The sequence below is a fragment of the bacterium genome (genome assembly GCA_016702305.1).
In the GTDB taxonomy this organism is placed as follows: Bacteria; Electryoneota; RPQS01; order RPQS01; family RPQS01; genus JABWCQ01.
The window spans coordinates 1-19,435 of sequence record JADJEH010000005.1 but is presented as its reverse complement, the minus strand read 5'-3'; the positions used below and the strand labels follow the sequence as shown (position 1 = coordinate 19,435).

The window sequence follows — 19,435 nt, the reverse complement described above, 5'->3', positions numbered from 1 at the left end:
CGAACCTTCGTCACACCCGCGTCAACCCGCCAGGAATCAGAAATCCTGGTCCTTGCAGCAGGCCGCGTCGAAAGTGAAAAAGAGGCTTCGATGTCTTGATTGATGCGATGAAACTGGCGGTGGAGCGGGCCCCGGCTGATTGTGAAGTGTAGGGGCAAGGTGATCGAGTAGATGTACTCAACGCAGATTGAACGCCTCGATCTCGGTGAACACGTGCGCCTGCGCGGATTTACTCCCGAACCTGACACAGCAGCTCGCGCGGGACTCCTGTGCGAAATCTCCTCGTCATACCGCGAAGGTATATCAAATTTCATTCTCGAAGCGTGGGCGGCGGGCGTGCCGCATGGCCGCAACTGCGATTGAAGGATCACGCCCAATCATTATGACCGGCAGCGCGGCCTGCTGGTTCCGCCGGGCGATACGCCAGCCAACCGGGCTATCCCCGGAATTCGCGCGCGACCGGCGGACGTTGCGCGAAACGTATCTCGCGGGCGGGGAAACAGGAAGCGACTATCGCCAAACGCGGCTGGGACGCGATGGCGGACAAAATGGAGAAAAGTTCTTCCGCGAAATTGTAACAAAAAATTAGATAACCAGAAACGTCGAATAGGGCCTCTGCTCCACATTCTCCATTTCAAGTTTGGCATTCTTCGCCGATTGGATTTAAAAGCCCATAGAAATCCCTTCAAACGCTATCCGCGCCATCTGATCCTGACCGGGTTGGCGACTTTGTGTTATGTGGTGTTCAACACGCTGTCCCTCTGGCTGATCGCGCCGGTGTTGGATATCATTTTCCTGCCTAACAAGGCCGGTGAATCCGCACAGACTAAATGCTCACGGGCGGTATGCGCAGTATTACGACAAGCGCCGAAGCAGTGGTCGTGGGAAATCATCGGCGCGGGTGACCGCTATCCGGTACTACCCCGTTTACGGCGCATCGCTTTCTGATTGCAGTTTCCTGCTGAAGAATATGCCTTTATCTGCGGCTGCACTTCCGTGTCGTATGTCAGACAGCGCGGTCAAAGATCTGCGCGACCGTGTCCTATGCCCATGTGATCCGGCAGCCGTACGAATTCTGCTGACCGCAGCTCGACCGGTGAACTGATGAGCGCGGTGATGAACGACGTTACTCTGTCCGTGACGTTCAGCGCGTGTTCACACAGGCCGTACGTGACCCGATTACCGTCGTGACGCTGCTGATCATTCTGTTCAGCATCTCGTGGCAACTGACGCATAGCGCCTTGTGATCGTTCCCGCGTTTGGAGTGCTGTTCCGCAAAACCAGGCAGCCTCAAACGCAAGTCCGGAAGGATTCAAGAAGGACTCGCCCAGTCACCGGCGCCCACCATGAGAAACCATCAGCGGCGCGCGCTTGATCAAATCATCGGCCACAGGGCAGCCCGAAACCGAGCGCTTCGAATCGCGCTCGGAGCGCCTGTTCCACAATTTCCTTGCGACTCGCGCGGCTCGGGTGACTGGCCTCGCCGCTATCAGAAACAATCGGCGTGATGATCATCGCGCTGGTGCTGTAGCTGGGTGGTCAACAGGTGCTGTCGGGTTCGCTGTTGGTCCGCCGAGGATTTCATTCGCTTCATCGTCGTGCTGTTCTCAATGCTCGCGCCTGCATATCATGGGCGGTAGGAAAACCTAAACAGCTATCTGCAAATCGGCTCGGCAGCGGGCGCTACGCACATTGATGCCCTGCTGGCTGAACCGATTGGGGGCTGATGTCGTCAGGATGGCGGCCAGCCGGTCAGCGACCTGCGGCGAGCTTTGCGTTACGAAAACGTGGTTCCTTTATCAAACATCCGAGCAATGGGTCCTGCACGACGTGTCGCTGACTGTTCGCTGCAGTGAACGCGTCGCTCTGGTCGGCAGGTCCGGCAGCGGCAAAACGGCGCTGGCGAATCTGCTGCCGCGCTACCACACTCCTGAACAAGGCCGTGTGCTGGCGTGGGACGGAGTGGATGTGCAACAGCTCGACCGCGCGGCGTTGCGGCGCCAAATTTCGCTCGTGAGGTCAAGATGTCTTTCTCTTCGTAATGGAAAGCGTGCGCTACAACCTGACTTACTGGCCCGCGCGATGTCACCGACGACAAGTTGGCCACCGCCATAGAAAACGCGCCAATATTTACGGATTTCGTGGCCAGAAACTCCCCGTGGTTTGGAGACGATTGTCGGAGGGGCTGGTGCGCAGCTTTCCGGCGGACAAAGCAACGCATCACGCGATTGCGCGCGCTGCTCAAAGATGCGCCGCTGTTGATCTTTGACGGGCTTGACGTCGCGCTCGATAACAGGTCCGAACGGTTGATTCAGCACGCGCTGGAAGAACTGTTCCGCGAGCGCACCGTGATTATCATCGCGCATCCCGGCTGAGCTCGATTCGCTTCGCCGACCGCGTGGTCATTCGACGGGCCAGATCGCGGTGGAAGGCTGGCACCCGGCACTGCTGGTTTTGAGCAGGCTCTATCGCACGTTGACGCAGGGTATGCGAACGCGAAGCGCACAAGTTGTGAACGTCCTGCTGGTGCGAATTCCGCCGCGCCCGCGTTGTGGGGCAGCGGTGAGGAAAATGGTTCGTCAAGCAGCGGAATGGTTGCGCAGACAAGGTGCGCAGGTGACGATCGTCGCCAGACCAGCCTCGCAATTGCTCCACCGCGCCCAGTCAAGACTATGCGCAACCATTGCCTTTGGTTTCGGCGGAGACTTTGATCACGCTCGCGATGCTGCGAAAGTCGTGCGAGACGGGCGCCGATGTCGTCGTGACGAATTTCAACAAGAAGGTTGGCAGTTCGGCATCGCCGGGAGGTTCGTCGGCGTTCGGATTCTGGCGCGGCACGGATTCACGCTGTGGACCGACAAGCCGCATCATCGGTGGCTCGCCGCGCGTATCTTGACCGGTGTGGTGGTGAATGCGCAAAAGTATAGCCGATCACTGCGCGCGGCATAACATCGTCCCCAACGACTCGACGTAGTGGCCAACGGCGTGAAGATCGCCGCGCACAAGCCGGGACGGCTGCGCGCCGGGTAGTCTGTCTCAAGATGCACTGCTGCTCGTCGCGGCCGGACGACTGGAAGCACAAAAACGCTTTGACAAACTGTTGCGTTGCGCCGCCGAGTTGCGTCGGCACCTACCGTTCCGCTGGCGATCTTCGGCGTGGGCCCGCATGACCGTGCATTGCGCGCACAATGCGGAGATCTGCAGATCGACGATCTTGTTAAAGTGGCGCGGTTTCGACGAAGAGCTTGCTGACAAAGTTGGTGACGCCGATCTATTCCTTGACGTCGGACAGTGAAGGAACACCAACGCCGCGCTCGAGGCGATGGCGCAGGCGTGCCCGTGCTCAGAGTTTGACGTGGGAAACATGGCCGAGATCCTGAACGGTGAGTTGAGCACGTTTCTCATCCCGGCCGGCCGCGACGAGCTGTTCGTGGAACGATTGCTTAGCGTCTGCACGAACCGCGCAGCCTTGCGCACGGTACGGCAGGCGTTTCGCGAACGAGCGACTAATGAGTATAGCTTTGAACGATCCATGCAACGCTATTGGCGTATCTTGCTGGAAACAACGGAACGGTCATGAACGAACAGCGTGAGCGAATGACCGGCGCGGCGTTGTTTCTCGTGCTTATCGGGGCGGGTTGGGCGCCCTATCTCGTCGCGACAATGCGCGCGGGTTTTACGATGCGCCGGCGGTTCTGTTCGGCGGTTTGTGCGGCATCGTCGCGGCGGCGTTTACGTACGACGCGGCGGAACGGATGCTTGGCGCGGGCCGCGGCGTTTACGCCAGTGCCGTTTTGGCGACGTTCATACCGACTGCGATTGTCATCAGCGAGCCGCCGCTGATGTCCCACGCGAGTCTGCTCTTTGTCACGTCAGCGGCGTTGTGGATGGCGGCGCGCGCCACCGAGAGCAATGTGCGCGAAGCGCTGGCCCTTATCGGGCTGCTGTCAGGTGTCGTCTCGCAGTCTTTGGTGTATGGCCGCCCGCCATGCTGCCGCTGTTAGCGCTATTCGTTTTGCGTGCGCGGGTGCGTGTGAGCATGCAGGCGATCTTGGCGACTTTGAGTCTGGCCCTGCTCGGCATTGTGGCGGAGAAATTCATCGCGCTGCCTTCGTTGTTTGAGAAACAGCCTGACGTGGCCGTCGTGCCGTGGGAAGCGGCGTTGCTGATGGCGCCATGGGCCGGATTTGCTGTTTGCACTGCTGCGGTCGGTGCGCGGTGGTATCGGTATGTGCTGATTTCTCTGGTGCTGTTGGCCGTCCTGCATGGAAAGGTCGGCGGCGAGTGGTTGGCGCTGCTTGGCGTCGCCGGACCATTTGCGGCAATCGCCATTGCCGCGTTTGTGCTCAAGTGGTTTGAACACGAAAGCGAAAACCGCTGGAAAGAAGCGCTGGATGGCGCTGATCGCGATGGCTTTGCTGCTTGTTCCGCCGATGGCCCGAATCGCGCACTGGGAGCAGATGACGACCAATCGCAACTGGGCGATGGCGTGCGTCGCGGTGGCGACGGCCTTGGTAGTCGGCATGATCAGGACAATCGGCGCTGGCTCTTTCCGGGTTCATGCCCTGGCGGGCATGTTCATCGGCCCTTATGGTGGTATTTCTGGCCGCAGGAAGAACTCTACGTGGATGATGATGTTCGATCGGTACTTCCGCTCGATATCGTCCCGTGGTTCTTTGTGGCCTTTGCATTGGTGCGGATTACCGTACGCGTGCTCTATGGCCGACGGATGCCGCGCTCACTGCGTAAACCGGTCGCCGAGCATTCGTTCGAGCCGGTCATGTTCCGCCGCTTCGATGAACTTGGCCGCGCCGAGTGGAGTGGCGCGCCGGTGGCGGTCAATCTGCCGGATACGGACAGCGTCGACTTCGCCGTCTTCGGTGACACGGCCGGATCGGAGTTTCCCTTTTCGTCGCGCCGCTCCGGCTACGCGGCGTTGCGTGCGTTAATGGCGAGACTAATCGAGCGTAAGCCGCGTTTTGTCGTGTCCACGGGAGACTTGGCCACGCAGGCCACGCATCTCGCCTACCGTCGCTTGCGCAAAACGCTGGGACATCTTCCCCTTCCGTTTATCACCACACCGGGGAATCATGATCTGGTTGAGCGCCGCATTGTGCAGGCGCAGTATTTTCGCGCGCTATTCGGGAGTGACCATGGCGACATCACGGTCGGCCCGGCGCGGTTGATATTGATCAATAACGCGTGGGGCAGTCTGAGCGACGCACAACTTGACTGGGTGGAGACGACGCTGGCCCGCCCGACTGAGGCCGCGTTCACCCTCGTGTTTTGTCACAAGCCGATCTTTGATCCGCGCAGCGACGCCTACTACGGCATGGAGCACCGGCCGCACGCGGAGTGGCTGCATGAACGCTTCGCGCGCGCCCAAATCAGCGCGGTCTTCTCGGGTCACATTCACAGCCTGCTGCACACCGAGCGGGACGGAGTGAACTATGTCATCTCCGGCGGCGGCGGCTCGAAACTGAAAAACACGGACGACCGCCACCACTATCTGTGGTGCCGCGCCGCACCGGACCACATGCGGATCACGGCGCACGACGTGGCCGCCGACGCCGTACTATTTGAACTGACGCTAACTCCGCGCAGATGAAGATTTCCCGCTCCGTACCCAATCTGAATCCACACCGCATTCTGATGGTGCAGTTGCGGCGCATCGGCGACTGCCTGCTGTGCACCCCGGCGATTCGCGCCTTGCACGAGCGCTTTCCAGCCGCGACGATTGATTTTCTCGCGGAATATCCGGCCGAAGAAACGCTGCGCGAACATCCGCTGCTGCGCAAGGTGTGGGTGGCTCCGATGGAAGGGCTTGGCGCAACAATTGAACTCATGCGTGCCTTGCGGCGTGAACGCTACGATCTGGCGATTGACTTCTTTGCGAACCCGCGCAGTGCACAGTTTGTCTTTCTGTCGGGCGCGAAAGTCCGCGCCGGTTTGCGCCGACGAGGCCGCACGTGGGCTTACACATCACTTTGAAGAAGAGCCTCATGATCGCGACGCGTATGCCGTGGACCTGCGGCTCGATATGCTGCGGCTGCTGGGTATTCCCGCGCATACGCGAGCGCTGGAAATTTTCTGCGATCAAGGCGACGCTGCCGCGCAGGCCCGCGTCAACAAACTTGTGGATGCCCAGACGGGCGTGCTCGTGGCCGTCGCCGCAGGCGGCGCCAATCCCGCGAAACGCTACCCGGCCGATCTAACGGCGCAGGTCATCGAGCTATTGCGCGCTTCCCATCTGGAGGTGATTCTCACGAGCGGTCCGGGTGAAGCGGAATTCGCGCAGCGCATTCTGAAGTACTTGCCCGCCCTGTGCCGCATTTCGCTGATGCCCGTGTTCCCGATTTGGCGGCGCTCTATCGTCATTGCGCACTCTACATTGGACCCGATTCGAGGCCCGAAGCACATTGCGGTCGCGTGCGGCTTACCGACGGTTGGCAATCTTCGGTCCCGGAAATCCCCAGAATTGGAACGATCCGCAGAATGAGCGCAACGTCCTGCTGGCCGCGCCCTGCGCGATGCGGCCGCACTGCGTCGAACTCGACTGCGCAAAACTCGGACATATCGCCAAAATTCAGCCGCGCGAGATCTTAGCCGCGACGTTGAAGCTGCTGTTGGAATAGAAAAGGCGACATTGCTGTCGCCTTGCGTGCTCGGTTGATTCGCACCGCGCCGTCGCGGTGCGCTCGATGGTCAGCTCCGCGAAATTTATCACTGTCCCGGCGGTCCTTTTCGTGGGACGGCGGCTCTGTTCCTTCTTGCCTGAATCGCGCCAGATTCGGTCGGACTCCTGAATCTGCCGAAACTTCTCGGCGGTCGCCGCATCCGTAATCTCTTCATACATGCGCGGCGCTTCTTTTTTCGACAAATTGATGTCTTCGGCCTCAAGAATGCGAAAGGTGCGGTAAAGCCCCTTCATGCGAATCTTGATGATCACGCCGACATCCACGGTGTCTTTGGGATCGGCGAATTTCTCGCCGACCATGATCTTGCCTTCTTTGCACGCCTCCGTGGCCTGGGTGCGCGATTTGTAGAGCCGCGCGCGATTCAGCCAAATATCAACCCGGAGTTTCATGCGAGCCTCAGCCAGCCGTCTGCGGCGGCAATAGCGGCGGCCCGATGTTCCGGATCGAATTCGGCGTCGGCCAATAAATGCGCCAAAGCCGCGACCACCGTGCCGGGCAACACGCGGTAGTGGTCATGCTCGCCGCGAGCAAGCTGCGTATAGACCGTCGGAAATTCCGTGATAATGCCCGTGAGACGCGCCCCTTCACCTTCGGTCACCTCAAGCGCAGTCAAGTCCAGCAAGAGCGACGAAATATACGAGGCCGCGTCATCATCCGCCGCGCACAGCAGAGTGGCCAACGCCGTGAGGGCCCAGCCGTTTAGTCGGCCGTCCACGCCAGCATCGTGAAACGCGCAGACGCGCTGAAAGGCGTACACGGTTAAGCCCTCCGACCAGCGTTCCAGATGAATCTCCTCTACCGCACGTAGCGCGTGATCCTGCCGACTTACGTTGTCCGTCCACGATGGAAACAGCTCGCCCAGCAGGTTCACCGCATTGATCATAGCCAACGCGCGCCCGCGCTCGGGATACGAGAGAATGCGCCACAGGTAGTCGCGGGCAGCGGCGGGCTGCGAGATACGCGGTGGCTCGAGTTCGGCCACAGCTACCGCCAGCGCACGCGGCGGCACCGCGCCGCCAGCCGCCCAGTCCGCGCAAGCCCCCAGAAATTCCCGAACAATCTTCTGCATTGTTAACTCGCCGTAGATATTCTGATAAAGATAAACTTTCCCGTCCACACTTGCCACTCCGGGGTGTCCCGCTCATGAAACACTTGACTTTCCTTTGTTTGCTCTGTCTTCCCTTGTCGCTCTTCGCCGCGCCGGATGTCGCGCAGTTGCGTAAAGATGTGGGCGTCCTGGCCGCCGACGCGTTGGAAGGACGCGGTATCGGAACTAAGGGGCTGGATAGCGCCGCCAGTTATATCGCGCAGCGCATGGCGCAGATCGGCCTCGATCCCGCGCTTTGACGGCAGCTACTTTCAACCGTTCAAGATGGGCTGGGGCTTCACGCTCGGCGAGAAGAACTTCCTGACGTATAAAGACCAGACCATTGACACCAAGACCGGCATTATGCCGACCGGCTTCTCGGCGAAAGGCGAAGTGACGGGCAAGGTGCTCTTTGTCGGCTACGGCATCACCGCGCCCGAATTCGAATATGACGACTATGCCGGCATGGACGTGAACGGCGCCATCGTGCTGTGCATGCGCAAGGAGCCCGGCGAGTTCGATTCGACCAACAAGTTTGAAGGCGTGAACGCCACGCTCCACCTCGGCGCTGCGCACTAAGGCCAGCAACGCAAAACAGCACGGCGCGGCGGCCATGCTGCTCGTGGACGGACCGCTCTATGCCGACACCTCCGAAGTCGAAGAGTTGGCAGCGCCCGCGACCAATGAAGCCTATATTGACTGCGGAATGCCCGTGCTGCGCATTACTCGCGCCGCCGTGGCCAGGTTATTTCCCGAGTTTGAGCTCGACAAACTACAGCGTTCGATTGACTCCAACACGCAGCCCCGCAGCCTTGACGTCGTCGAAGACTCCGTCACGTTATCCACCGACCTCTCGCGCGAAGAAGTAGACGTCAAAAACGTCGCCGGTATTCTGCGCGGCGGCGATAACATTCTGGTCGTCGGCGCGCACTACGACCATTTGGGCTACGGTCAAAGCGGAAGCCTCGACGAGAAGCTCAACGTCATTCACAACGGCGCGGACGACAACGCCAGCGGTGTTGCGGGTATGCTGGAAACAGCGAGCATGCTCAAGGCCCAGCCGCTCAACGCGACCGTGCTGTTTGTGGCTTTCACCGCCGAAGAAACCGGATTGGGTGGCAGCGGTCATTTGGTGAAGAACTTCCCCTTGCCGTTCGAAAATGTCCGTCTGATGCTCAATCTTGACATGGTGGGCCGCTTGAATGAAAAGAACGATTTCACAGTTCTCTCGTGTAAGTCAGCCGAAGAGCTTGCCGACCTCGTCACACGCGCCGCAGTCGGAACCGGCCTCAACATCACCTGTAAAGGCGATGGATACGGACCGTCGGATCACATGAATTTCTACCTCGCGGAAAAGCCCGTGCTGTTTTTCTTCACCGGCGCGCATGCGGACTATCATAAGTCCACGGATGACGCCGAGTTGGTAAATTATGACGGTGAAGCGAAGGTCGTGCAACTGGCGGTCAATGTCTTGCGCGAATTAGACGCGGCCGCGAGTCCGTTGACGTACGTGAAGGCGACCGAACCCGCGGAGCAAGGCGGCGGCAGCTTCCGCGTCTATTTCGGCTCGATTCCCGATTACGCGCAGCCGGATTCGCTCATCGGTGTGCTGCTCTCCGGCACGAAAGAGGGCGGTCCCGCCGCGCTCGCGGGTATCAAAGGCGGCGACCTGCTCGTGCGCATGGGCAAGGTGACCTTGAACAATATCTACGATTTCGTCTTTGCGCTGCGCACCTACGCGCCGGGTGACACGGTGGATGTGGAATACGTGCGCGAGGGCAAGCATGAACTGGCCAATGTCGTGCTGAAGACGCCGCCGATGAAGCATTAGTATGCTCACCAACGCGATACTGTTCTGGTTCGCCTTGCTGGTGACGGCGGTCGTCAATGCCGTGCTGCGCGAAAAAGTTCTGAAGCCGTGGCTCGAACCAGCTATCGGGAAGTGGGCGCACCAGCTAAGTGTCTTCACCGCGTTCGGTTTGATGTTGGCGCTGACGGTGCTCTTTCTCAGCTTGCAGCGCGCGCCGTACACTGACGCGGATTTGTGGCGCATCGGATTCTTGTGGTGCGGTATGACCGTGCTGTTTGAGTTTGCGTTTGGCCGCTCGCGCGGCTTGAGCTGGGACAACCTGTTCGGAATGTATCGCTTCTGGACGGGCGAACTGTGGAGTCTGCTGGTGCTCAGCATGCTAATCATGCCCTTGCTGGCGGATAGAATTCTGAAATAGAAAACTGAACATAGGATACTGAAATGAGCAAGGTAACCATGCTGGGGATATGCGTCTTGATGATCGCGTCGCTGGCCGTCGCGCAAACCGCCGATTCACTCTGGTACGAAGGCGAAACGCACATGCGGAACGTCAAACAATTGACATTCGGCGGCGAGAATGCCGAAGCCTACTTCTCCGCCGACGGAAAGTGGTTGGTCTATCAGGCGACGCGGGACAGCTTTGACTGCGATCAGATCTTCACATATAATCTCGAATCGGGCGAATCAAAACTGGTCAGCACAGGCACGGGTGCGACAACGTGTTCGTTCTTCGTGCCGGGCCAGGATGAACTCGTGTTCTGCTCGACGCATGAACACGGCGCGGAATGTCCGCTGAAGCCGGACCGCAGTCTGGGTTACGTGTGGGGTCTGTTTGAGTTTGACGTGTATAAATGCAAAACGGACGGCTCGGGGCTCGTGCGGCTGACCAATGAAAAGGGCTACGATGCCGAGGCTGCGGTCTCGCCCGACGGCAAGGAGATTGTGTTTACGTCGGGCCGCGACGGAGATCTCGAACTCTATAAAATGAATATTGACGGCTCCAACGTCACGCGCCTGACGCATACTGTCGGCTATGACGGCGGACCGTTCTTCTCGCCCGACGGCAAGCATATTATCTATCGCGCCTTTCATCCCAAGACCGCCGACGAATTCGCGCGCTGGCAAACGCTGTGGGCCAATCAGGCTGTGTCGCCCGTCCGCTTGGAAATCTGGATCATGGACACCGACGGCAACAACCAACGGCAGGTTACAAATCTCAACTCCGCGAGCTTCTGTCCGTACGTTCATCCCTCCGGTGAGTGGGTGATGTTTACCACAACCTATGCCGATAGTATGGGCAACCGTCGCATGCCTAACTTCGACCTGTTCCGCATCAAGCCTGACGGGTCAAACCTCGAACGCCTCACCTACGGCCCAACCTTTGACGGCTTCCCCATGTGGTCCTACGACGGCAAGAAAATCGTCTGGGCCAGTAACCGCGGCAAGCACGAAAAAACCAGCGAAACCAACATCTTCATCGCCGACTGGGTCGAGTAGCTCGACAAGTCACCAACAATGCCTGCGCCGATGCCTTTGCGAGGTGGTGTGAGGCGAGATTTGCGCATTCAATTGTTGAGCGAAAAACGTTGCAACTCTGCAACGATTTGAATAAATTCTAAACATTCCGAGCAGACAGATATTATTCCGGAAAGGCAGGAAACAATGAGGCATCGTAAGATTCTATGGTTGGCGCTGCTGGGGCTGGCGTTTGCAGCCGCGCTGCTGGTAAGCTGCAGCTCCGACGACGGCGGCGACGATGGCGGCGGTCAGGCCGAATGGACCATCATGCTCTACGGCGCTGGCAACAACGACCTTGACCAGGCCAACAACGGTACGTCCTACATCGTGCAGGATGTGCAGGACATGGAGAAGGTCGGCAGTCAGGATGGCATCCACATGATCGCCATGGTATCGCGCTTCGGTGGCGGCGGAAATGCCCGCTACTACAAGATTGGCTTTCACCCGAACGAGAATCCGAATGCGATAAGCTCCGAAGAGCTTCTGAATCTCGGCACGAAAGATATGTCCGACCCCGCGACATTGAAAGCCTTCATCAACTACTGCAAGCAGAATTTCCCCGCAAATAGGTATCAGTTGATTATTGACGACCACGGCGCGGGTTGGCCGGGCAGCTGCTCGGATGATCTCGCCGGTGCGGGCGGCCTATTGACGATGCCCGAGTGCCGTGATGCGATTGCCACATCCGACCTCGGACGCGTGGACATTCTCACCTGGCATGCCTGTCTGATGAGCATGGCTGAAGTAGCTTACGAGTTGCGCAGCGTCTGCGAATACATGACCAGCTGCCAGTTCACGATGCCGATGGAAAATATTCTCGGCGCGGATTTGTGGCTGGGCTGGCTCAAAGACAACAAGACCTCGTCCAACGAGAACTATGCGCGCAAAGTTGTGGAAAGCGTCATCCAACGCGCGCAGTTCAAGCAGAAGACGACGCACTATGCGATGATCAAGATGTCCGAAATGCAAAACCTCGGCGCGGCGCTGGGTACGTTCGGCAATATCCTCGTGCAGGAAGGCGGCCAGCATTGGGGCGAAGTCTTGAATGCGTGGAACAGCACGCATGCGACGAATCTTGATAATCCGACCTATGTGGACATTCGCGAATTCACCAATCAGATTCAGGCACAGCCCACGCTCTCGACGATTAACCTGATCGTCTCGAACTGCAACAACGTGCGCAACGCCATCAACGCCGCTGTGCCCTTCACCGACACGTACTTCCACTCACCGACGCAGCCTGTACCGCGCGGTGGTTTGAATGTCTATATTCCGTGGCAGGTGAATCAATACGTGCCCGACTCGGTGAGCTATTCGAGCTTGCAATGGCGCGCCACGAATTGGCATTCGTTTGTTTCGACCTTCGTGCGTTCGCTCGGCGGTGGTGATCCTACCGGCCGTTGCTGCTACAACAACAACACACAGTGCGCTGACAACGCGACGCAAGCCGACTGCAACGGCGTCGGCGGAGTGTGGACCGAGGGCGCGACGTGCGCTCAGGGTTGCGGCGGCGGCGGACAGCAGTGCGCCACAACCTGCGATCAGGCCTCTGCCATTCAACTCAACCAGATCTATTCCTGTGACCTGCAGGGCGGTCGCGGTGCGGCGAATTGGTTCCGCGTGGGCATCACAACGGGAACCTTCCGCTTCGAAGTGGCTACGGCGCAAGGCAACGACTATGATGTGTACACCTTCTCACCCTGCGGCAGCGGACTCGGATGTCAAAGCGAAGCGACCGGTTCGACGGAAGACTTCACTTGCGACTTCACCGGCTCGGGGGATCTCTATATCGCCGTGGCCATCTGGGACGGCGGCGGCCCGTTTGATTTCCGTGTTACCCAAGTCGGAATCACCGACCAACCGGGCTCGATCGCGCTGAAGTAGCGCGGTTTCTTCCTTTCAATCGGGGGCGGTTCAGCGATGAGCCGCCCCTGTCTTTCATGCACAATGCGCATACGAATTCTACTGCTGTTTCTGAGTCTCTGCATTTCGGCATCCGCCGAGCCGATTACGCCGCGTGAGCTGCGCGTCTATTTGCCGCCGAACTACGACAGCACGGGGCATTATCCGGTGCTCTATATGCACGACGGGCAAAACCTCTTCGACACACTCGCGACGCACGTCTTTGAATGGCGCATAGATGAATCGCTCGACAGCATGATTCGCGCTGGATTTATCGAGCCGCTCATCGTGGTCGGCATTCCGCACGGCGCGGAGTTTCGTCGCGCTGAGTACGTGCCCGTAGATGTGCTTGACAAGCTTGACGATTCTGTACGTGCCGAGTTCATGCAGCTGATTGTGCACGCGCCGCGTTCGCGCGAGTATCTCGACTATCTCATCGGAACAGTTATTCCGTCCGTGGACAGCCGCTACGCGACAGACATCACCCGCCGCTATATCGGCGGCTCAAGCACTGGCGCAATCGGCGCTCTGGCGGTCGCGCTTACGACGCCTGCACGCTTTGCTGGCGTCTTGTGCTTCTCGACGCATTGGACCGGACTCTTTCGCCAAAACGACCCAATCCCGCAAGCCTACCTGAACTATGTTGCGGAAAACTTGCCCGCGCCCGGTGTGCTGCGCTTCTACTTTGATCACGGTGATGAAGGAATGGACAGTCTCTATGCACCTCATCAATCGCGCGTGGATTCACTCTTTCACGCTCACGGTTATGAGTCAACGTCGGTCCGGTCGCAGAGCTTTCCGCTTCACACTCACAGCGAGCAAGATTGGGCACGACGCTTCCCTGCGGCCCTGCAGTGGATGCTGAAACCATAACTCCCCTGCGGCGGCATCCGCCGCGGATGCCCCGTTCCCAAGCTCCCCCGGGCGGCCCCAAAGGCCGCCCGGTTTCGTTTTTGTCCGATTGTAGCGCGCGGCTTGACGCGCAAAATCCCCCAAAGCGGTGCGAGCGTCTTCAGGGGCTCTTGCCCACCAACCTGGGCGCGACCTTCTCGCGGCACCATCCCCCGCGGGTGCCCTACCGTCTCCCCCTCCTACCCAAAATCAACCCCATGTTCCGCCGAGCCGGGTTAAGGTCCTCCGCAACTCGGCCGGAATCTCATAGAATCAACCGCTTACCCCCATGTCCCGCAAAAATACCCCAATCCGAGTTGATCATCTGATCAAATTTCGCTACGATCAATATGATCAAAATCAAGAAGTTAGAGAGCAGTGGCCAAGGCAGTACACACGGAGCTTTCCGACCAGATTATTGGCAGGAAAGAACGCAAGGAAGGCAAACCCCGGAAGCTGTCCACCAACGGACACGCTCCCGCTTTGCTGTTCCCGTCCCGTGCCGTGGAGCTGCCGATGACCATTTCGCCCTACTTCAATGAGCACGGCTTCTGCCTCTTGCAGGGCGACTGCCGCGACCTATTGGCGCAATTTCCCGAAAACCATTTCGATATGGTCTTCGCCGATCCGCCCTATATGCTCTCGAATGACGGCTTCACGGTCCACGCGGGCAAACGCGCCAGCGTCAACAAGGGCAAGTGGGACAAGAGTCAGGGTCTCGCCGCCGATTTTCAGTTTCATCTCGAATGGATTGAGGCCTGCAAGCGTGTCTTAAAACCCGAAGGCACAATCTGGATTAGCGGCACCTACCACTCGATTTATGCGTGCGGCTATGCGCTGCAACTCAAGGGCTACAAACTCTTGAACGATATCACGTGGTTTAAGCCGAATGCCTCGCCCAATCTTTCCTGCCGCTTCTTCACGGCCAGCCACGAAACGCTCCTGTGGGCGCGCAAGTCCGACAAGGCCAAGCACGTTTTCAACTACAAAGAGATGCGCGAAGGCAAATGGGGCAAGGACTTCATGAAGAAACCCGGCAAGCAGATGCGCTCCGTCTGGGCCATCGGCACACCGCCGCGCGAAGAAAAAACCTTCGGCAAACATCCCACGCAAAAACCGCTCGAACTCCTGCGCCGCATCGTCCTCGCCTCAACCCACCAAGGCGCACTCATCCTCGACCCGTTTACGGGTAGCAGTACCACCGGCTTGGCGGCGGTGGGGAGTGGGAGACAGTTTGTGGGGATGGATATGGAAAAGAAGTATCTGGATTTGTCGGTGAAGAGGCTGAAAAAGCAGATGCAGTGAAATTTCTATTGAATTTGGGGCGAGTATAGGAGATGACCGAGTTAGAGCCATCATGCAAAAAGCTACGCAGGCCAAAGCAAAGGGCCCGAAGAAAGAGGCCACTAAACCGAAGACTACTATTGCCTACATTGGGGAGACAAGCAAAAGTGCGATGCCGCAAAAGAGGTCGCAAGATACTGCTTGGGGGATGATCATTGAGAAATATGAGATTGACCGAAGCATGATTTCTCCCAACAACCTTTCTTGATTACGGGTAAAGATATCAAACAGGCTGTCAAGCAACTTGAGAAGACCGCAGAGAGAGAAGTAAGAATCCTGTGCAAACACGACTCTCGTGAAGACCGACCCAAGTTCTTTCAGGAGAACGGCCTGTTTATCCTGCCGACGGAGAATGGGCACTTTGCTTTAATCAAGCGTGAAGGATTTGACTTACCAGAAATCCATTGCCGAAGGAGAAACATACCGCTCGAAGATTGAACTGCATTCCTAAGTCCATCTTTTGGCGATTCTGAAATCCAATATGTTGATCTTGGTTACACGACCAATCTTGATCCGAACTTTTATGAAAGATGACTCTCTCGTATTGACAATAAGAGGCAGAAAGTTCACACCTGCATTTTCATTAAATGTCGGAAAATACAAGATTGACACAAAGGGTGTTCAAACCGAAGTTGATGCGGGCTATGAAGGAAAATCAAAGATAGTCTTGATAGAAGCAAAAGATTCGAGGCTCGCGAACGTCATAATCAGACAAATGTATTACCCGTATAGGCAATGGAAGATCGAGACTGGTAAAGAAGTTGTGCCCGTGTTCTTTGAGAAATCTGGGGATACTGGTAGAATTCGAATCTGGCAACTTGAGTTTACGGACGACAATGATTACAACAGCATACGTGTAGTAAGATCTGGCACGTATTTCATAGATCAGGCACACTTGAATACCAAGTCATCGGCGACAAGCGGAAGTAGCAACACGTTTTAGATAAGGGTTTCGCCTCGGCATCCGCCACGGATGCCCCGTCTTCCGTTTTCACCCGTCTCTTCGCTTGTCAGTCCGTAGGAATCTTGTGTTGTGCGCGAACGCCTGTATTGGTAACCTACTTTGAATAGATCCCTAACGGGATGACAAACCCTCCGCCTTCATACTTCCGATTTCATAACTCATACTTTTCTCCCGGGCGGCCCCAAAGGCCGCCCGTTTCTTTTCCTCCTTGACACATTGAACAAATGTTCATATATTATACCCTGCCCGTAACCCGCCCCGACCCCACCCAATCCTCTCGCACCCCGTTCACACCCCCAAAACCAACCCCCTGTTTCCCATCACCCTCCGTTCCGACCATTGTTAGCGCCGCCCTGTTCTTTCCCAACTTACAGCCTCCCCTCAAAACTCACCCTCCCTAAGCGCAACGCGCCAGCGGCAACGGGTCCAGCATCTACGCTGGCGGGTGGCATGAGGGTTGCGTTGTTGAAGTCCGGCAGAAGGTGCTGTGGCATCTGTTATACCGAGTCACATGAAAGCTAAAATTTTAATTCTACTTCTCTTGGTCGGCTCCTTGGAGGCCCTAAGTTGGCCCTCCGGGGCGCGTCCCGACCTATCCGCAGGGGGCAAACCTGTCCCTGCCGGGCACTTCCGGTTGAGCGGATTTGGGGCACAATTGACCAATGACACGTGGGACGACCAACGCCTCGGCATCCGGTTCGAACTGGGTGTGGCGCGCGGTCTGGCCCTCGATCTGGCATCAGGCTCAAGAGATGTATCAGGACACGGCGCGTTCCAAAACGGTGCCGAAGACATGCGCGTCGGGCTGGCACTGTGGCCGCTCTCTTATAAGGATAAGCTCAGCCTCGGCGTCAGCGGTCACCTGCTTCTGCCGACAGGCTTCCGGGATGGCCAGAGCTACTACGACTCCACCACCAATGCCGTCGTCAGCCTGCCCGCCTTCTCCTTAGAGCAAACCGCCGGACAGTTCGCACTCGGCGGAGCCTGGACCCCGGGCCGCGCCGCGGAACTCAGCGGCTATCTGGGCTACTTTGGGACCTCGGACAATAGTGAACAGGCCTTGCGCTGGGGATGAACTTCGCGCTGATGCCGTTCGGCAAGCGCATCGGCGCCTCGATGGGCTATGCGCAATCCATCACCCGCGTGGGCAAGCTGCCCGACACCAGGAAGCGCTGCGCGCCGGATTGGACATCAATTGCCGTGGGGCTTCGCGCTGCATCCGGGAATCTATGCCGAACTCGAAAGCGACCCGCTGATGGGCGGAGCCGTCGGACTCAGCTTCACCAGCCGCATGCCGCGCTCGGTGTTCCCGCCGCGACCTATGCCGAAGTCGGCGCCGCTGCGAACCGGCGCGATCATGCTGCCGCCGCCGCTGGCCGAATCACCAATGGCTGGTAATCAAGAACTCTGGAACGAACTGCGCGAAGGACTCGCGCCCGCTTTTGAATATGTGGTGCCGCTCGAATCGCTGGACCGGCCCGGTCTTCCGTTTGACGAGATGAACCGCGCGAGCTTCTGGAATTCGATGGCGGCTCTGCACGCGGCCTATCCCAACGTCCGCTGGCTGTTGATCACGCACGTCGAAGACGAAACAGTCACTCGTGACCGTGGCCTGGGCATTCCGATGCTCGTCGCACAGCCGAAACTCGAAGCGGCCTGCAAACTGCGCGTGCAACTGGTGGACCTGTTCGAGCAGACCGCCTATCCCGAGCGCACCGTGCTCGCCACCGCCATGATGAATGACGGCGTCAAAAGCCCGCTGCTCTCGACGATTGAAGACGAAAAAATCAGCGTGGCCCAAACCCGCGAAATCACCCTGCTGGCCTATCGCAATGCAGGCCGCGAAGTGGCGCTGGCCTTGCCGCCGCGCGAGGACGGCGAATGAGAGTCCTCCTGCTTTACGCGCTGCTCCTGACTGTCGTGTCCTGCACGTCGCCGACCGCCTCGCAAGATGAACAGCCGAATACGCAAGATACGCGCGTGCTGTCGGTCGAAGCGCTGCCCGACGCGATTCCGGCCGACGGCGTCTCAACGATGACGATCTTCGTCGAGTATCGCGTCAACGGAGAACCCGTGGCGGACTCGACGCGGATTATCCTGCTGAATCCGATGGGTACGCTCGCCGCCGGGACAATCTACACCGCCGACGGCGTGGCGCTCGATACGCTGACCGCCGATACGGTCGCAGGTTTGGGATGGCTGATGGCCTACGCCGACGGCGTCCGCGATTCAATTGAGATCATGTTCACGAGCGTGGACGCCGGACCCGGTGCGTTGGCGCGACCTTCGTCAGGAACTCGTGAAACCAGCAACTAATCAGCTACTCGCAATGGCCAAGACCATAACGGCACTCACGCTCATCGCCCTGCTCTGTTCAGCCTGCGGCAGCGGCGGATCTTCGGGACCGACCACACCCATCGGACCGGACGCGTTCGCCGTTGACTACCGCCGCGTTGTAGACGTGGATGGCCGGATGCGCGTAGAGTGGTCGGCCAACCGACCGACGACCGGTGAACTGCGCTACGGCGTGTCGGTGTTCACGCAACTGCTCAACATCAACGTGCTGGCCGATACGCACAGCGTCGGGCTGAACAACTATGCGTTCAACACGAACTACATCTATCGGCTGACCGTGATTGACGCAGAGGGCGAGCGCCCGACTGCTCGGGTGAATTCATCACGCCGGACAAGGCAACGCCTGAACCGGTTGTCACGCAACTGACGATCACGGAGATTACCGAATCATCCGCGCTGGTGACTTGGGAAACGGACGAACCCGCGCGCACAATTCTATACTACGGCGTCGGCGCGGCGACGGACCCATTCGCGCTGGCCGACCTGTATATGGATCATACCGTACTGCTCGAAGACCTCGCGCCGTCAACAATCTACGCGATTCGCCCGGAATCCGCGGACGCCGACGGCCTGCGCGGTTACGGCGTGGACTCAAGTTTTGCCACTGCCGCGCAATTGACGCTGTGGATTCCCGCGACACAAATCGCGCTGGGTGACACTGCCTTGATTCCAGTCCATATCGAAGCCGCCAACGACTTGGCCGCGCTGGAATACGCGCTGACTTTCAGCAGCGGCAACGTGGAAATCGTCGGCATCACCGAAGGCGCGTTCTTCGACGATCATCAGGGGCTTCAACTTCTTTCGCAATATCGCCCACGCCGACAATCGCCTGACCAACGCGATGACATGGGCAATCGAATACAACG

27 protein-coding genes are annotated in these 19,435 nt (G+C 58.4%); 23 read left to right on the top strand and 4 right to left on the bottom strand.

Going from position 1 to position 19,435, the window contains the following annotated elements; translation table 11 throughout:
- Positions 1–171: 171 nt before the first annotated feature.
- Together IPH10_08310 and IPH10_08305 are read left to right on the top strand one after the other, a co-directional pair.
- Positions 172–363: a hypothetical protein gene (locus tag IPH10_08310; GenBank protein ID MBK6910916.1), complete on the top strand. Its 192-nt coding sequence runs from the start codon at positions 172–174 to the stop codon at positions 361–363.
- Positions 364–657: 294 nt separating this feature from the next.
- Positions 658–948, top strand: a complete 291-nt coding sequence (locus IPH10_08305) for a hypothetical protein (GenBank protein ID MBK6910915.1) — start codon at positions 658–660, stop codon at positions 946–948.
- Positions 949–1,019: 71 nt separating this feature from the next.
- Here IPH10_08305 and IPH10_08300 read toward each other — a convergent pair whose 3' ends face one another.
- Positions 1,020–1,235 (bottom strand): hypothetical protein, encoded by a 216-nt coding sequence (locus IPH10_08300; GenBank protein MBK6910914.1) that lies wholly within the window; start codon positions 1,233–1,235, stop codon positions 1,020–1,022.
- A 460-nt stretch (positions 1,236–1,695) separates the two neighbouring features.
- Between IPH10_08300 and IPH10_08295 the strand changes: the two genes are divergently transcribed.
- Together IPH10_08295 and IPH10_08290 are read left to right on the top strand one after the other, a co-directional pair.
- The gene (locus IPH10_08295; GenBank protein MBK6910913.1) at positions 1,696–2,115 is read left to right on the top strand and encodes an ATP-binding cassette domain-containing protein; all 420 of its coding nucleotides are present in this window, start codon (positions 1,696–1,698) and stop codon (positions 2,113–2,115) included.
- Between the two features lie 113 nt (positions 2,116–2,228).
- Positions 2,229–2,375: a hypothetical protein gene (locus tag IPH10_08290; GenBank protein MBK6910912.1), complete on the top strand. Its 147-nt coding sequence runs from the start codon at positions 2,229–2,231 to the stop codon at positions 2,373–2,375.
- Between the two features lie 295 nt (positions 2,376–2,670).
- Here IPH10_08290 and IPH10_08285 read toward each other — a convergent pair whose 3' ends face one another.
- Positions 2,671–2,871, bottom strand: a complete 201-nt coding sequence (locus IPH10_08285; GenBank protein MBK6910911.1) for a hypothetical protein — start codon at positions 2,869–2,871, stop codon at positions 2,671–2,673.
- A gap of 493 nt (positions 2,872–3,364) precedes the next feature.
- Between IPH10_08285 and IPH10_08280 the strand changes: the two genes are divergently transcribed.
- The 5 genes from IPH10_08280 to IPH10_08260 are packed head-to-tail and all read left to right on the top strand — an operon-like array spanning position 3,365 to position 6,499.
- A complete protein-coding gene (locus IPH10_08280) occupies positions 3,365–3,580 on the top strand; it encodes a glycosyltransferase (protein MBK6910910.1) in 216 nt (71 codons plus the stop codon).
- Between the two features lie 58 nt (positions 3,581–3,638).
- A complete protein-coding gene (locus tag IPH10_08275; GenBank protein MBK6910909.1) occupies positions 3,639–4,004 on the top strand; it encodes a glycosyltransferase family 39 protein in 366 nt (121 codons plus the stop codon).
- The gene (locus IPH10_08270) at positions 3,989–5,608 is read left to right on the top strand and encodes a metallophosphoesterase (GenBank protein ID MBK6910908.1); all 1,620 of its coding nucleotides are present in this window, start codon (positions 3,989–3,991) and stop codon (positions 5,606–5,608) included. Before IPH10_08275 ends, IPH10_08270 begins: the two co-directional genes overlap by 16 nt.
- Positions 5,605–5,991 (top strand): glycosyltransferase family 9 protein, encoded by a 387-nt coding sequence (locus IPH10_08265; GenBank protein MBK6910907.1) that lies wholly within the window; start codon positions 5,605–5,607, stop codon positions 5,989–5,991. The genes IPH10_08270 and IPH10_08265 overlap by 4 nt, the downstream gene beginning before the upstream one ends.
- 31 nt (positions 5,992–6,022) lie before the next feature.
- Positions 6,023–6,499, top strand: a complete 477-nt coding sequence (locus IPH10_08260; GenBank protein ID MBK6910906.1) for a hypothetical protein — start codon at positions 6,023–6,025, stop codon at positions 6,497–6,499.
- A gap of 87 nt (positions 6,500–6,586) precedes the next feature.
- Here IPH10_08260 and IPH10_08255 read toward each other — a convergent pair whose 3' ends face one another.
- Together IPH10_08255 and IPH10_08250 are read right to left on the bottom strand one after the other, a co-directional pair.
- Positions 6,587–7,087 carry a hypothetical protein gene (locus IPH10_08255; protein ID MBK6910905.1) on the bottom strand — a complete coding sequence of 167 codons (501 nt, stop codon included), beginning with the start codon at positions 7,085–7,087 and terminating at the stop codon, positions 6,587–6,589.
- Entirely contained in the window at positions 7,084–7,815 is a 732-nt protein-coding gene (locus IPH10_08250) for a hypothetical protein (GenBank protein MBK6910904.1), read from the bottom strand. Before IPH10_08250 ends, IPH10_08255 begins: the two co-directional genes overlap by 4 nt.
- Positions 7,816–7,841: 26 nt before the next feature.
- On the opposite strand from IPH10_08250, the gene IPH10_08245 reads away from it, so the two are divergent.
- From IPH10_08245 to IPH10_08180, 14 genes are all read left to right on the top strand, one after another.
- Positions 7,842–8,045, top strand: a complete 204-nt coding sequence (locus IPH10_08245; protein ID MBK6910903.1) for a hypothetical protein — start codon at positions 7,842–7,844, stop codon at positions 8,043–8,045.
- 25 nt (positions 8,046–8,070) lie between these two features.
- Positions 8,071–8,364: a hypothetical protein gene (locus IPH10_08240; GenBank protein ID MBK6910902.1), complete on the top strand. Its 294-nt coding sequence runs from the start codon at positions 8,071–8,073 to the stop codon at positions 8,362–8,364.
- A gap of 34 nt (positions 8,365–8,398) precedes the next feature.
- Positions 8,399–9,616: a M20/M25/M40 family metallo-hydrolase gene (locus IPH10_08235; GenBank protein MBK6910901.1), complete on the top strand. Its 1,218-nt coding sequence runs from the start codon at positions 8,399–8,401 to the stop codon at positions 9,614–9,616.
- A gap of 1 nt (position 9,617) precedes the next feature.
- Entirely contained in the window at positions 9,618–10,013 is a 396-nt protein-coding gene (locus IPH10_08230) for a hypothetical protein (protein ID MBK6910900.1), read from the top strand.
- A gap of 23 nt (positions 10,014–10,036) precedes the next feature.
- On the top strand, positions 10,037–11,092 hold the full coding sequence (locus IPH10_08225; GenBank protein MBK6910899.1) for a PD40 domain-containing protein: 1,056 nt from the start codon (positions 10,037–10,039) through the stop codon (positions 11,090–11,092).
- 165 nt (positions 11,093–11,257) lie between these two features.
- Positions 11,258–12,997, top strand: coding sequence for a hypothetical protein (locus IPH10_08220; protein ID MBK6910898.1), 1,740 nt, complete (start codon positions 11,258–11,260; stop codon positions 12,995–12,997).
- A gap of 63 nt (positions 12,998–13,060) precedes the next feature.
- A complete protein-coding gene (locus IPH10_08215) occupies positions 13,061–13,888 on the top strand; it encodes an alpha/beta hydrolase (GenBank protein ID MBK6910897.1) in 828 nt (275 codons plus the stop codon).
- A 534-nt stretch (positions 13,889–14,422) separates the two neighbouring features.
- A complete protein-coding gene (locus tag IPH10_08210; GenBank protein MBK6910896.1) occupies positions 14,423–15,211 on the top strand; it encodes a site-specific DNA-methyltransferase in 789 nt (262 codons plus the stop codon).
- Between the two features lie 562 nt (positions 15,212–15,773).
- A complete protein-coding gene (locus tag IPH10_08205) occupies positions 15,774–16,193 on the top strand; it encodes a hypothetical protein (protein MBK6910895.1) in 420 nt (139 codons plus the stop codon).
- A gap of 532 nt (positions 16,194–16,725) precedes the next feature.
- Positions 16,726–17,289: a hypothetical protein gene (locus tag IPH10_08200; GenBank protein MBK6910894.1), complete on the top strand. Its 564-nt coding sequence runs from the start codon at positions 16,726–16,728 to the stop codon at positions 17,287–17,289.
- Between the two features lie 48 nt (positions 17,290–17,337).
- A complete protein-coding gene (locus tag IPH10_08195) occupies positions 17,338–18,099 on the top strand; it encodes a hypothetical protein (protein ID MBK6910893.1) in 762 nt (253 codons plus the stop codon).
- Positions 18,096–18,530, top strand: coding sequence for a hypothetical protein (locus tag IPH10_08190; GenBank protein MBK6910892.1), 435 nt, complete (start codon positions 18,096–18,098; stop codon positions 18,528–18,530). Before IPH10_08195 ends, IPH10_08190 begins: the two co-directional genes overlap by 4 nt.
- A gap of 13 nt (positions 18,531–18,543) precedes the next feature.
- Positions 18,544–18,936 (top strand): hypothetical protein, encoded by a 393-nt coding sequence (locus IPH10_08185; GenBank protein ID MBK6910891.1) that lies wholly within the window; start codon positions 18,544–18,546, stop codon positions 18,934–18,936.
- Positions 18,937–18,968: 32 nt separating this feature from the next.
- A partial coding sequence (locus IPH10_08180) for a hypothetical protein (protein MBK6910890.1) occupies positions 18,969–19,435 on the top strand: 467 nt, incomplete at its 3' end.

Excerpts from the sequence above, each read along its gene's own strand:
- IPH10_08265 (MBK6910907.1), top strand. The coding sequence starts at position 5,605 with ATGAAGATTTCCCGCTCCGTACCCAATCTGAATCCACACCGCATTCTG.
- IPH10_08190 (MBK6910892.1), top strand. The coding sequence starts at position 18,096 with ATGAGAGTCCTCCTGCTTTACGCGCTGCTCCTGACTGTCGTGTCCTGC.
- IPH10_08195 (MBK6910893.1), top strand. The coding sequence starts at position 17,338 with ATGCGCAATCCATCACCCGCGTGGGCAAGCTGCCCGACACCAGGAAGC.
- IPH10_08300 (MBK6910914.1), bottom strand. The coding sequence starts at position 1,235 with ATGCGTCAGTTGCCACGAGATGCTGAACAGAATGATCAGCAGCGTCAC.
- IPH10_08255 (MBK6910905.1), bottom strand. The coding sequence starts at position 7,087 with ATGAAACTCCGGGTTGATATTTGGCTGAATCGCGCGCGGCTCTACAAA.
- IPH10_08310 (MBK6910916.1), top strand. The coding sequence starts at position 172 with ATGTACTCAACGCAGATTGAACGCCTCGATCTCGGTGAACACGTGCGC.
- IPH10_08280 (MBK6910910.1), top strand. The coding sequence starts at position 3,365 with ATGGCCGAGATCCTGAACGGTGAGTTGAGCACGTTTCTCATCCCGGCC.
- IPH10_08245 (MBK6910903.1), top strand. The coding sequence starts at position 7,842 with ATGAAACACTTGACTTTCCTTTGTTTGCTCTGTCTTCCCTTGTCGCTC.
- IPH10_08235 (MBK6910901.1), top strand. The coding sequence starts at position 8,399 with ATGCTGCTCGTGGACGGACCGCTCTATGCCGACACCTCCGAAGTCGAA.
- IPH10_08270 (MBK6910908.1), top strand. The coding sequence starts at position 3,989 with ATGCTGCCGCTGTTAGCGCTATTCGTTTTGCGTGCGCGGGTGCGTGTG.
- IPH10_08225 (MBK6910899.1), top strand. The coding sequence starts at position 10,037 with ATGAGCAAGGTAACCATGCTGGGGATATGCGTCTTGATGATCGCGTCG.
- IPH10_08295 (MBK6910913.1), top strand. The coding sequence starts at position 1,696 with ATGCCCTGCTGGCTGAACCGATTGGGGGCTGATGTCGTCAGGATGGCG.
- IPH10_08215 (MBK6910897.1), top strand. The coding sequence starts at position 13,061 with ATGCGCATACGAATTCTACTGCTGTTTCTGAGTCTCTGCATTTCGGCA.
- IPH10_08200 (MBK6910894.1), top strand. The coding sequence starts at position 16,726 with ATGAAAGCTAAAATTTTAATTCTACTTCTCTTGGTCGGCTCCTTGGAG.
- IPH10_08240 (MBK6910902.1), top strand. The coding sequence starts at position 8,071 with ATGGGCTGGGGCTTCACGCTCGGCGAGAAGAACTTCCTGACGTATAAA.
- IPH10_08285 (MBK6910911.1), bottom strand. The coding sequence starts at position 2,871 with ATGATGCGGCTTGTCGGTCCACAGCGTGAATCCGTGCCGCGCCAGAAT.
- IPH10_08205 (MBK6910895.1), top strand. The coding sequence starts at position 15,774 with ATGAAAGATGACTCTCTCGTATTGACAATAAGAGGCAGAAAGTTCACA.
- IPH10_08210 (MBK6910896.1), top strand. The coding sequence starts at position 14,423 with ATGACCATTTCGCCCTACTTCAATGAGCACGGCTTCTGCCTCTTGCAG.
- IPH10_08230 (MBK6910900.1), top strand. The coding sequence starts at position 9,618 with ATGCTCACCAACGCGATACTGTTCTGGTTCGCCTTGCTGGTGACGGCG.
- IPH10_08220 (MBK6910898.1), top strand. The coding sequence starts at position 11,258 with ATGAGGCATCGTAAGATTCTATGGTTGGCGCTGCTGGGGCTGGCGTTT.
- IPH10_08185 (MBK6910891.1), top strand. The coding sequence starts at position 18,544 with ATGGCCAAGACCATAACGGCACTCACGCTCATCGCCCTGCTCTGTTCA.